The 12,951-nt window shown below is 39.0% G+C and carries 8 protein-coding genes; 7 read left to right on the plus strand and 1 reads right to left on the minus strand.

Going from position 1 to position 12,951, the window contains the following annotated elements; translation table 11 throughout:
• The first annotated feature begins 95 nt into the window (after positions 1–95).
• The 5 genes from F908_RS06635 (at position 96) to tnpC (ending at position 9,956) form a co-directional block, all read left to right on the plus strand.
• On the plus strand, positions 96–6,185 hold the full coding sequence (locus F908_RS06635) for an SdrD B-like domain-containing protein (RefSeq protein WP_005159546.1): 6,090 nt from the start codon (positions 96–98) through the stop codon (positions 6,183–6,185).
• Between the two features lie 68 nt (positions 6,186–6,253).
• Positions 6,254–7,372 (plus strand): OmpA family protein, encoded by a 1,119-nt coding sequence (locus tag F908_RS06640; RefSeq protein WP_228127621.1) that lies wholly within the window; start codon positions 6,254–6,256, stop codon positions 7,370–7,372.
• A gap of 162 nt (positions 7,373–7,534) precedes the next feature.
• On the plus strand, positions 7,535–7,963 hold the full coding sequence (tnpA, locus tag F908_RS06645) for an IS66-like element accessory protein TnpA (protein WP_005157149.1): 429 nt from the start codon (positions 7,535–7,537) through the stop codon (positions 7,961–7,963).
• Positions 7,960–8,295 (plus strand): IS66 family insertion sequence element accessory protein TnpB, encoded by a 336-nt coding sequence (gene tnpB / locus F908_RS06650; protein WP_005157151.1) that lies wholly within the window; start codon positions 7,960–7,962, stop codon positions 8,293–8,295. Before tnpA ends, tnpB begins: the two co-directional genes overlap by 4 nt.
• A gap of 74 nt (positions 8,296–8,369) precedes the next feature.
• A complete protein-coding gene (tnpC, locus tag F908_RS06655; RefSeq protein ID WP_005159552.1) occupies positions 8,370–9,956 on the plus strand; it encodes an IS66 family transposase in 1,587 nt (528 codons plus the stop codon).
• 24 nt (positions 9,957–9,980) lie between these two features.
• On the opposite strand, the gene F908_RS06660 is transcribed toward tnpC, so the two are convergent.
• Positions 9,981–10,583, minus strand: coding sequence for a TetR/AcrR family transcriptional regulator (locus F908_RS06660; protein WP_005159556.1), 603 nt, complete (start codon positions 10,581–10,583; stop codon positions 9,981–9,983).
• 486 nt (positions 10,584–11,069) lie between these two features.
• Between F908_RS06660 and F908_RS06665 the strand changes: the two genes are divergently transcribed.
• Both F908_RS06665 and F908_RS06670 read left to right on the plus strand, forming a co-directional pair.
• Positions 11,070–12,029, plus strand: coding sequence for a metal-dependent hydrolase (locus tag F908_RS06665; protein WP_005159558.1), 960 nt, complete (start codon positions 11,070–11,072; stop codon positions 12,027–12,029).
• A gap of 62 nt (positions 12,030–12,091) precedes the next feature.
• Positions 12,092–12,919 (plus strand): SDR family NAD(P)-dependent oxidoreductase, encoded by an 828-nt coding sequence (locus F908_RS06670; protein WP_005159559.1) that lies wholly within the window; start codon positions 12,092–12,094, stop codon positions 12,917–12,919.
• Positions 12,920–12,951: the final 32 nt, after the last annotated feature.

Below are 12,951 nucleotides of genomic sequence, written 5' to 3' on the forward strand. Positions count from 1 at the left end.
ATCAATAATTAAAGATGTGAACATTTGCCTAGGCAGGTGTTCACCTCAAATAAATTTTAAAATTTTTTAGACTATTTAGTTGAAGGGTAAGCGCTGTGCTACAACAGAAGCAATCTAACGCATTCCATAACATGACATTCATGTTATCAACGTTGACAGTATCAATATTGTCAGCGCAGTATGGTTATGCAGCGAATATGCCTGAAGTGGGTAGCTCTATCCAAAATATCGCCTATGCAACTTATGTTGCACCCGATGGTAAATCCCAACAATCAGTTTCTAATTCAGTCGAAGTTAATGTTTCAGCTTTGTATGCTATTACTTTAACTACCCCACCAGTACTCGATGTTGAACCTAGTGTGCGAGTAATATGGGCCAATACTTTATCGAATAATAGTAATGCACCTGTTAATGTTCAGCTAGAAGCATTAACAATTAATGAATTAAATAATATTAAAATCTACATAGATAGCAACAAAGATGGTCAATTTGACACGAATGATCAACAGTTAACAACTAATGTAGCTTTACAAATTGGCCAAAGTGTCAATTTGTGGGTTGTTGCTACCACAAGTTCAAATTTAACAGAAGGTCAGCAATTTAATTTACCAATTAAAGCAACAGTTGTTGAAGATACAACAGCAATTGCAATCGCTACAGATAGTGCAATTAGCTATGGTGCAAAATTAGTTGCAACTAAAGAAGTACAACAAAAAACTTTTGAGCCTTCTGCAAGTGCAAATTATGACTTAAATTACACGCTCAATATTAGCAACGAAGGTAAGCAGCCAGCTAGACCAACCGATGTCATGGTGGATGGTCAAACAAAAAAAATGGTTTTGTTGGTTGATGATTTACCACCTAATACAACATTTAAATCTGCTTTAGTAAAAAATACTCAAGCAAAAATTTTATACAAGCTTGCCAATAATAGTTATAGCACTATTGCTCCAAGTGACATTACACAGATCAACCAGCTTGTTGTCGGTTTTCCACAAATTGCTGCAAATACATCTGAGCAAGTTGATCTTGTTGTTAGTATGAACCGCAATATTGCAAAAACCACAGTAAAAAATACTTATAAAGTTTCGTATGCTGTCACTGATAGTCAGAAAGATGTGTTATCAAACGTTGCATCTACTTTAGTTAGCGGCTCATCAGATATTACAAATAATTCGAGTGATTTTAAAAATATTTTGGCAACTGGTAGTGTAAATAAGCCACTGAATATAGAAGCTAAAAATGCAAGTTGTAATGCTGATCGTTATATTCCAGATCGTGTGAAAATTCGAATTAAATCTACAAAAACAGATGATTTAGAAGAAGTTATTGGTATTGAAACTGGACCAAATACAGGTGTATTCCACTATACATTACCAACAACTCTTTCAGATAAAGGCATTCGATATGATGCAGTTTTGCAGACACTTAAACGTGATAAAGTTGATATTAGTTTAACGGATTGTTTGGATGCGCAAGGCCAGTCAACAGGAACGATTACCGACATTAATACAAGTGTGTTAATGGATCCTTATGGTACAGTATTTGATGCTAAAACGGGTTTACCTGTAGCCGGTGCTACAGTTACTTTATTGGATCAAAATGGTCAACCAATTGGTGACAATGTAGCATTTGAAATTAATCCTCAAACAGGTGATAAGATTTCTATTCCTGCAAAACAAGTGACTAATAGTGCTGGTGAATTTATCTACCCACTGGTGAAAGCAGGTACATATAGTTTTATTGTAGACACAAACACTATCCCAGGTGACAAACGTTATACTTTTATTAGTGATCGCAAGGTATATTCAAGTTTCCCAGCAGATAAAGCAGTTGATTTAAAGTGGTCTTATGCAGGGCAATTCACATTAAATAATGGTGACCCTGCACTCAATATTGATATTCCAATTGACCCTGAAGTGGATAATACGAATTCATCTTTATTTGTAAAAAAAGTTGCTTCAAATAAAACTGCTGAAATTGGTGAATTCGAAGAATATACAGTTAATGTTGCAAATCGTGGAACGGCAGATTCAACGAATGTTTCAATTACAGATACACTTCCTCGAGGCTTTATTTATGTTCAAGGCTCAATGCGTGTTGATGGTAAAAAGGTAGAAGATCCATTAGGCGGTAAGGGACCTTATTTAACACTTGGACTAGGTACACTCACTCCAAATAAAGAAGTTAAAGTACAGTATCGCGTTTATATTGGACCAAATGCACTCAATGGTGATGGTATCAACCGTGTTCGTGCCAAAGATGCGAAAGGTGTTGAGTCTAATGAAGCATCAGCAAAAGTAGAAGTTACGCCTGGTATGATGATTTCTGACGGTTTTATTGTTGGTAAAATATTTACTGACTGTAATCGGAATGGCGTCCAAGATGCTGGTGAAATAGGTGTTCCTGGTGTTCGTATTTATCTTGAAGATGGTAGTTATGTTATTACTGATAGCGAAGGTAAGTATGATTTCTATGGAATTAGTGCAAAAACGCATGTTTTAAAAGTCGATCGTACAAGTTTACCAATTGGTTCTGAATTAGTATTAATGAATAATCGCCAAGCAGGTGATCCAAATAGTCGTTTTGTCGATTTAAAACGTGGTGAATTGCATCGTGCCGATTTTACGATAGCTGAAGGTGTTGGTCAATGTTCAGGATCTTTAATTGAACGGGTGCTAGAGCGTAAAAAACGTATTGAACAAGAGAATACAAATTTAGAGCAAATATTACGTTCTGATTTAACGATTGATCCAATTTTTTCTAAAGTTACGGATGTTCGTGGACAGCCATCGAGTGGCTGTATTTCAGCCGTTGGAGTTCAGGCGAATTGTAATCTTGATTTTTCAAAAGAACAAATTAAAGAAATCAAGCAAATACAATTTGAACCCGAAAAGTCTGGTGTTCAAGCATCTAGCGCTTTACCAAGTTCTTCAACTCTTGCTATGCCAAAGGAAGAGTCTGTAGATACTGTTAATTCTGCCAAAATGATTAATCTTGAAGCAGCTTTAGAAAAAGCTGTGAATAATCAACTAGAAATTTTAAATCTTAAAGATGGGCAAGTATTGCCTTATCCTCAGACCTTCATTCAAGTTAAAGGTGCAGCAGGCACTCAGCTTGAGCTCTGGGTAAATGGCACACAGGTTTCTGAGAAACGCATTGGTAAACGTGCAATTTTGCCTGATTTACAGGTTGCAGGTCTGGACTTTATCGGTGTCGATCTTGCTGTGGGTAAGAACAGTATTGAAGTTCGTCAAGTCGATATGATGGGCAATATTCGCGATACCAAAAAGGTCAATGTGGTTGTGCCTGACCAAATGGATAAGCTGTTACTTGAGTCAGCCAAAGTACAACCGCAAGCCAACGGTCGTGATTATTTCAATGTAACCATGAAAATTGTTGACCGTAATGGCACATTGGTTTCTAGCCGTACACCTATTACGCTGGATAGCTCGATTGGTAAAATTGGTTTGACGGACCTTGACCCGAAACAAGCTGGTATTCAGGTATTTGTTGAAGGTGGTACGCTTGTTGTTCCAATTCAAGCGCCAATTGAAGCAGGTGAAGGAACACTGTCGGTTGAAAGTGGTATTTTCCATAGCAGTACACCAATACGTTTCTTACCTGATTTACGTCCGATCATCGCAGTTGGTCTGGTTGAAGGTTCTTTTAATTTCAAAAAGTTTGACCCTAAAGAATTGAGTGGTATTAATTCAAATGATGGTTTTGAAGAAGAATTAAATGAGATTTCAGCTTCAAAAGACGGTAAGCGCAATATAACGGGTCGTGCTGCATTATTTTTGAAAGGTAAGGTAAAAGGTGAATACCTGCTTACACTTGCATATGATTCAGATAAAGATAAAAACCAAAGATTATTCCGTGATATTCGTCCAGATGAATATTACCCAGTTTATGGTGACTCTGCTGCCAAAGGCTTTGATGCTCAATCTACTAGTAAATTGTATGTTCGTGTCGATAAAGGACGTTCATATGCAATGTATGGTGACTACGTAACACGTACTGAAAATGATGAGGGCTTATCTTTAGGTCAATACAACCGTTCATTGACAGGTGTTCGTAGTACAGTAGAAGCTGATAAATATAAAGTTACTGCGTTTGCTGCACAGACAAATACACAACAAGTTGTGAATGAACAACGTGCCATGGGGATTTCGGGTCCTTATAGCATGGGCAATATCAATACCGATGATGTGCTTGCTAATAGTGAAAAAGTTGAGGTGGTTACCCGTGACCGCAATAATCCAGGCCTGATCATTTCGCGTAGCACTTTGACTCGTTTTACTGATTATGAGATTGATACTTTCAGTAATAGTATTTATTTGAAAGATCCAGTTCCAAGTGTTGATGCTGACTTAAACCCAGTATATTTACGAATTACAGTTGAATCTGATCAAGGTGGTGAAGAATATACGGTTGGTGGTGTGTCTGGTTCTGTAAAAGTCACCGATAAAGTTAAAGTAGGTGGTTCTTATGTGAAGAGTAATAACCCGCTAACTCAAGATCAGTTAGCAAGTGTGAATACTGTCGTTAAATTTGCCAATGATAAAGGTAAATTCATTGCTGAGTTTGCTCGTTCAGAGAATATTAATGATGACTTAAATTCATCGACGTCAGGAAATGTGAAACCAGATGCAACTGGTAAGTTATCGGGTGATGCTGCACGAGTTGAATTAAACTATTCTTATAAAGACTTGGAGATGAAAGTTTATCATAACCAAGCTGATAGAGAATTTTATAATACAGCGGCACCTATTACTGCTGGTCGTAAGGAAAGTGGTATAAAAGGGCGTGCGCAACTGGGTAAGATCGGTTTGGCAAAACTGGAGGCCATCCGTACTGAAGATTTGCAGAGTGGTTTCAATCAGGGTGTTTCTGCCAGTATCGAACGTGCGATCAGCCGTATTGTCGCGGTTGAGCTGGGTCTCAAGTATTACGATGAGTCTAAGAATCCAGCACTGTTGGGTGCTTCACAAACAGCGCCGTATCATGGTTTAACCGCACGTACAAAAATCACCACACAGCTTCCTTGGCAGGGTTCAAATGTTTTTGCTGAATATGAGCAGGATGTTTCCGAAGCTGAGCGCCGTATTTTTGCCTTGGGTGCGAATTACCAGATTAATTCAAAACTCCGTGCTTATGGTCGTCACGAATTAGTTTCAAGCATTGGTGGTCTTTATGATCTGAATAGTAATCAACGCCGCAATGTAACAGTATTCGGTCTTGATAGTAAATATAACAATAATGGAACAGCCTTCAGTGAATATCGTGTTCGGGATGGTATTAGTGCGAGAGAGGCTGAGGCAGCAATTGGTTTACGTAATCGATGGGAACTTGAAAAAGGTTTTTATGCCAATACGAGTTTTGAGCAAACTAAATCATTATCAAATGCCAATAACTCAAATTCTGATAGCACAGCAGCATCTTTAGGTATTGAATATTTAAAGAACCCTAACTGGAAAGCTGTTGCTCGCATTGAAGCACGTTGGACAGATCAATCAGATACGATATTGAACAATTTAGGCGTTGCTTATAAATATTCGGATGATGTGACATTATTGGCAAAAAATGTTGTTAGCCTAACAGATAGCAAAAATGAGAGTAGCGGTGATCGTTTAGTGGATCGCTTCCAATTAGGATTGGCTTATCGTGATACAGAACACAATCGTTTTGATGCACTAGCTAAAGTTGAATATCGTTATGATGATAATAAAACTGATTTAAACAATCCGTATCTTAAACATGTTTATATTTTCTCGAACCATTTAAATTATCATCCAACACGTGATTTTACCTTGTCGGGTCAATATGCGGTGAAAAATGTGCAGGCTACATTCTCTGGTTTAGAGTCTACAGGTATGACACACATGTTCAGTGCAAGAGCTATATATGACATCAATGAAAGATGGGATGCAGGAATACACACAGGTGTATTATGGTCTGATATGAGTTCAGGGCGTCGAGTTCTCGTGGGTGGTGAGGTTGGGTATCTCGTTGCAGCAAATCTATGGTTGTCAGGTGGCTATAACTTCTCAGGTTATAAAGATGATGATCTGGTAGATAGTGATACTACAATTCAGGGCGCTTATGTTCGTTTTAGATTCAAATTCGATGAGAATCTATTTGCTGGTAATAACGCTGGAATAAATGCTTCGAGAGAACCATAAACATGAAATATCTTCACAATAATTTATATAAAATGTGTTCTTATTTTTATATAGGGGTTTCTGCTAGTTTGCTTGCAGTAAGCACTTCTGTATTTGCTGAGTCTGCATCTGAGCAAATTATTGTTGGAGAGCAATCTAGTTCTTTGGTACAAGATGTCAATCAACAGAAGCCTTATAATCCTAAAGATAAGCAAGTTGCGGCATTACAAACACGTCTGATACCTTATTTAAAACCATCTGAAAATATTGCATATTATCAAGCGATAAAAGCCTTAACATGGTTAAGTTACGCTGCCCACGAAGGAAGTGAAAAGAGTCTAAGTTCTGCGAGAACTGAAGCACTTCAACAAGCAAAATATATTATTGATGCTTTAGAACAAGGACAAATTGAAAAATTTACGCTGACAACGGCTATTCTTTCTGATTCAAGTGTCATGCGCAGAGACCTTTGGGCAAATGCTGAATTATTAAAGCAAACTGAAGGTTTTTCATGTGCTCAGGCTGAGATTGCTCAAGCAGAAGTGATGTTGGTTTGGGCAGCAGCAGAGCATTGTGAACTTGGATGGAGACACTCAAGAGAACTGTTTCTATCCGCTCAAAGTTTAATTGATCAATCAAATCTTAAAGCATCGGCGTGCAAGTCTGCAACAACATTAGAATTACCTAAAATTAATTATCCATCTTTACAAGAATTGAATGGTGATGCTAAAGGTTGTCATGGAGTGAAAGGCAAGTGGCCAATTTGGTCGCCTGAACAGAAAGTTGTTACTGAACCACTGGTAGCTAAAGTTCCATCCAATGCGCCAAATGTCGTACACTTTGCTTTAGATCAATCAAACTTGTCAAAAGAATCGATTGATGTGTTAAATCAAGTTGTAACGTTCTTAAAAGACAATCCAACCTACACCTTGACTCTGTATGGTTTTACTGATGCTCGTGCAAGCGAACAGTATAATTTGAAACTTTCCATGAGACGAGCGCAGAGTGTGCTTGCATATCTTCAACAACAAGGGATTCATTTAGATCGAGTTGCTGTTGAGGCAAAAGGTAAAAATCAAACAATTAACGATGAAAATCAGAAGTTTGGTCATGCATTAAGTCGTAGAGTCGAATTAGTCTATGTTGATCCAGAAGGTAAAGAGGTATCAACTTTCAAGCAACGTCAGGATCTCCAAGTAGAAAAATAACACTCTGTTGAAAACAGTGAAAGTACGTTAAAAGAGAGCTTTAAAGCTCTTTTTTAACGTTCAGCTTTAGCTAATTCTGCGTAAGCCTCCAGTGAATCACCACTATTTTTAGTGGATCAATCCCCCGATAGTGTCCACTAACCAATAAGTGGACACCTATTTATGGATTTAAAGACAGTTATAGACAGTGCACCAACGCAAAAAAAGCCTCGCCGAACTTTCACAGCCGAATTCAAACATCAGCTTATTCAACAATGCCAGCAGCCAGACACATCAGTGGCTAACGTGGCAATGCAACATCAGATCAATGCTAATCTACTGCATAAATGGATTCGCCAGTCCGAATCAATGCCCCCTCCATTAAAAAACCTGCCTATCCCACAGACCGACTTTCTTCCTGTCATTGTTCACTCGATGCCAGTCAAACAAGAGACATCTCCATCACCTGTGCCTGAGAAGAAAGCTCCTGCTCATATCAGGATTCCACTGCATGAGGGACCAGGTTCCGAAAGAGATCAAATGATTGAAATCGAATGGCCTGTGGAATCAACAACTGAATTACTATTTCTGCTGCAAGGTTTGATCAAATGATCCGCATTGATGAAATCTGGCTCTCTACCCAACCCATGGATATGCGAGCAGGTACAGATACTGCACTTGCTCAAGTCCTGAAAGCCTTTGGTGGTGTTAAACCCCATTGCGCCTATCTGTTCTGTAATAAACGAGGCCATCGTATGAAAGTGTTGGTACATGATGGTCTAGGGATTTGGCTGTGTGCCCGACGATTGGAACAAGGGAAGTTCCACTGGGCGCAGGTTCATCAGGGTGAAACAATGAGTATCAATGCGGAACAATTACAGGCATTAATTCAAGGTTTAGCTTGGCAGAGAATTGGGCAACAGCACGTGGTCACAATGATCTAAACCAGATACCTTTATTTTACCATCCTCCAAACGACCTATTTCATCCCTAACCTGATCTCAGGCATACTGCGGTCATGAATATGCTGCCTCATTTAAGCCAACTGACCCATGAACAATTGCTGGAATTTACCCAGCAGTTGGCAATGCAGAATCAGCAACTTGTAGAAGATAAACAACAACTCGAACAATCCAATCAACACCTCGATGCCAAAGTTCAGCACCTATCTGTACTCACACAAAAATACGAGCATGAACTTGCGCTGTTTAAACGGCATAAATTTGCTCAGAAGAATGAACACCTCACTGCCAAACAAATCAGCTTGTTAGATGAAGCAGTTGAAGAAGATATCGCAGCCGTTGATTTAGAACTGGAACGACTGAATGCGGATCAACCCAAATCGGCTGAAACCAAAGCAATAAAACCGAAACGCCGACCGCTGCCAGATCATCTAGCCATCATTCGTATAGAGCATGAGCCTGCATCGACACAATGCAGTTGTGGCTGCACGCTTCGTCGTATTGGTGAAGACCTGAGCGAGAAACTCAATTTCAGACCAGCACAGTTCTACAAGGAACAGCATATCCGTGGCAAATGGGTCTGTGATCAGTGTGATACCTTGATTCAAGAACCGATGCCTGCTTATGTGATTGATAAAGGCATTGCTACACCTGAATTGCTCAGCCATGTGCTGGTTTCAAAATATGCGGATCATTTACCTTTATATCGTCAACGTCTGATCTATCAGCGTGTCGGGGTTGATCTTGCTTGCTCAACCTTATCGGAATGGGTTGGTCAATGTGGTGTACAGTTAGAACCACTAGCAGAAGCCTTAAAACAGATCATATTACAACAACAGGTGATTCATGCAGATGAAACACCAGTGACCGTGATGCAGATTGCCGAGAAGAAACCCAAGAAAGGTTATGTCTGGGCCTATGCCACCACACAGTACAACTCTATTCAGGCGGTGATCTATGACTTTCAACCGAGTCGATCAGGTCAACATGCCGAAGATTTCCTAAAAGGCTGGCAAGGTCAACTGATCTGTGATGATTACAGTGGTTATAAGGCACGTTTTGCCTCAGGTCAGATGATTGAAGTGGGTTGTATGGCCCATGCCCGTCGTAAATTCCATGAGCTGCATGTGACGGGTAAAAGTCTCATTGCCGAACAAGCTCTGCAATTGATTCAACAGCTTTACCAAATTGAGGCAGAATTACGAGAGATACCAGACTGTAGTGCCGAACAACGCCACCAGCGAAGGCAGCAGGACAGTCAACCGATCATGCGTCAACTGTATGTCTGGCTGAAAGAATATCAAGATAAAGTACCAAAGAGTTCGCCTACAGCGAAAGCAATCAATTACAGCCTAAAACGCTGGTCTGCCTTAAGCCGTTATCTGGATGATGGCAATTTGCCAATAGACAATAATTGGATAGAAAACCAGATGCGTCCGTGGGCATTAGGCAGAAAAAACTGGCTATTTGCAGGATCACTGCGTAGTGGTCAACGGGCAGCGAACATCATGACTTTAATCCAGTCAGCCAAGCTGAATGGTCTTGATCCGTATGCCTATCTCAGTGATGTGTTGAAAAGGCTGCCAACACATAAAATGAAAGATATCGAAGCGCTGCTGCCGCATAATTGGAAGCCTGCTTGAGTTCAAGTGGGCTTCACTGGATGCTTACAATTCTGCATCAATATAGCTAATGATCATGGTACTTAGACCTTTGACCATTTCATCGAAACTAATTTGTGGATTAGGCAAAATGAGATGTCGTGCCACATTAAAAATACTACTATTGATGCTGATATAGGCCGTAACACTCAAATTGCTCACTTTCAAATATTTAGGGTGGCGCATCATGTATTTCATCAGAACTTCCATCAATGCCATTTCAATTTGCCCAATATAGCGTTCATATTTAAGTTCAGTTGCATATCGTAGACAGATCAGGTAACGGTCATTGTCACGGGTCAACAAGTCACGGAACGTATAGAAAATCATTTCAAATAATGGTTCTAACTCCATTTCGACTATAATAGGTGTTAGTTCTTTAACCATGTCTAGAACTTCTTTGACAAATGATTTTGCCATTGCATCGTAGATTTCTTCTTTATTTTTAAAATATTCGTATAAAGAGCCGACGCTGACGCCTGCAATATCTGCGATGTGACGTGTTGTGGTTCCACTCGTACCATTTGTTGCAACAGCGATAAAGCCTGCTTCAATAATCGTATCTACTGTTACTTTTGATCGAGTTTGACGTGGTTTTCGAGTACCCATAAATATTGTTATATAAATCCGAACATAATGTCAGATTAGCATGCTCCACATGGAAGTAAAAGATCAGCCTACATAATCCGAACAAACAAAATTACATACTTTTGAATATCAAGTTATGCAGTGTAATAAAAATAATAATTTCTTTTATATCAATGAAACATAAAGATGACTTAAAGTATTTTAAATAAAATAAATAATTGATATATATTGCATTATTTCAAATTTAGTCAATTTGATATTTTAATTTTAAATAAAAATGTCTAACTTTTTGTGTTGATCATTACCTTATTTAATTGATTGTTTTACCCGAATTGAATCCGAACATAAGATCGGTTTACATTGTTTCTAGTAGGAAATTAGGTTCACAAAAATCTCCCGAATGTTTTTTCGTAACTCAAAGAATATGTAGCTATACAAAAAGAGATGAACCTGATTCAAAGAATGTAAAGGGCAAGTGACGCTCAAGTGAAGTAGGTAGGTGTAGCCATGATTAGCAACACATTAAAGAAAGGTTTAAGTTTATTTAAATCTAACCCGATAACTGAGCAAATTGATTTTGCAAGTAAAAAAAGTATTCCAATCCGCCATCTGGCAATTGGGTTTGAAGGCAAACAGGTTGATCTTTCGTTTTATATGAATAATCAGTTTGCGACACTTTTCTTTGCGACACTTTCAGTATTCCTGACTTATGGTGAAGATTTAGTGATTGAAACTGCACGTCACCATCGTGATTTACTCAAAGATCCTATTTTAAGACAGCGAGTGACGTCATTGATTGGTCAGGAGGCGATTCACTCAAAACTTCACAATGAGTTTAACGATGCGATTGTTGAACTGGATTATCCGGTAAAGCTCTATCGTTTTCTGGGAGAAAAATTCTTTGATCATATTTTCTTAAAGTTTCCACAACCATTGAAACTTTCATTAATGGCTGGAATTGAGCATTTTACTGCTGTGCTGGCGGAATACATGATGGCCCATGAAGAGAACTTCTATTTCTCCGATGATACCAAAACACGTGCTTTGTGGATGTGGCACATGCTGGAAGAATCTGAGCATAAAGATGTGGCTTATGACGTTTACCAAACATTGAATGGTAACTATGCATTGCGTATTGCTGGTTTCTTCCTTGCGTATTTTACCATTCTAGGCCTTATTCCAATGACCACAACATGGGTGCCTTTACTGCGTAAACCACAGGAAATGTTGACTCCAAAATTCTGGAAAGATGCGGCACGTGGCGTGAAACTGGTATTCAGTCCAAAAGATGGTGTGTTTGGTAGTACGCAAAGTCGAATTTTTGATTATTTACGTCCAGATTTCCATCCAAATGATCATGATGCGTCTGCTTATTTTGCATATTACGAAAAGAAATTATTATCAGAAGGTGGAGCACTACATCCATTTTTTGTGAAGGAATTTACGCCAAAAGTGCAAGCTGCTTAAAACAGTTTTGAGATGGAAATAAATTTGTATTGATCAATACATTGGTTAATTATGGAATTACGATGAGACTATTTGGTAAGAAAAAAAATAAACCAAGCCAACAAGCCTTTGCTGTGGTGACAGGTGCAGGCAGTGGCATTGGGCGTAGCTTTGCCCTTGAACTGGCAAAACGTGGCGGCACAGTGGTGTGTTCAGACATCAATCTGGATGCAGCAAAAGAAACGGTGGCTTTGATTGAAGCACAAGGGGAAAGGGCCTTTGCGGTGCAATGTGATGTTGCGAAAGAAGAGCAGGTTAATCATTTGGCTGAGCAAGCTGAACAATTGATGCGGAGCCCTGTTACTTTGGTGATTAATAATGCAGGTATTGGTCTTGGTGGTAAGTTTGATGAAATGTCATCAGAAGACTGGAAATGGTGTATGGATATCAACCTATGGGGGGTTATCTATGGTTGTCGTGCTTTTGTACCTAAATTCAAACAATTAGGTTATGGTGCAATCATTAATGTTGCTTCAGCAGCATCCTTTACCGCAGCACCAGAGATGACTGTTTATAACGTTTCCAAAGCGGGTGTACGTGCATTATCTGAAACGCTGTCAGCAGAACTTAAAAAGTCGAACATTAAGGTTAATGTACTTTGTCCAACGTTAGTCCCGACCAATATCATCAAAAATGGCAAAGTACCACATAAGGGTCTTTTAGATTATGCCTTGACCAATCTTGCGTTTACGACCAGTGATAAAGTCGCAAAGTTGACATTGGATCGTTTAGACAAAGGTGAGCTTTATACCATCCCACAAATTGATGCCAAATTATTCTGGTTGATGAAACGTACTGCACCAAATTTATATGCAAAATTTTTGGGCACATCGTACCGATTAATGAAGTAAATCCTATCGGGTAAAAGATTTTGATGACTGAA

Origin of the sequence: Acinetobacter sp. NIPH 284, from assembly GCF_000369425.1 — a bacterium.
Classification (GTDB): Bacteria; Pseudomonadota; Gammaproteobacteria; order Pseudomonadales; family Moraxellaceae; genus Acinetobacter.

Coding starts and splice junctions, on each gene's coding strand:
- tnpB (WP_005157151.1), top strand. CDS start 7,960: ATGATCCGCATTGATGAAATCTGGCTCTCTACCCAACCCATGGATATG.
- tnpC (WP_005159552.1), top strand. CDS start 8,370: ATGAATATGCTGCCTCATTTAAGCCAACTGACCCATGAACAATTGCTG.
- F908_RS06665 (WP_005159558.1), top strand. CDS start 11,070: ATGATTAGCAACACATTAAAGAAAGGTTTAAGTTTATTTAAATCTAAC.
- F908_RS06670 (WP_005159559.1), top strand. CDS start 12,092: ATGAGACTATTTGGTAAGAAAAAAAATAAACCAAGCCAACAAGCCTTT.
- tnpA (WP_005157149.1), top strand. CDS start 7,535: ATGGATTTAAAGACAGTTATAGACAGTGCACCAACGCAAAAAAAGCCT.
- F908_RS06660 (WP_005159556.1), bottom strand. CDS start 10,583: ATGGGTACTCGAAAACCACGTCAAACTCGATCAAAAGTAACAGTAGAT.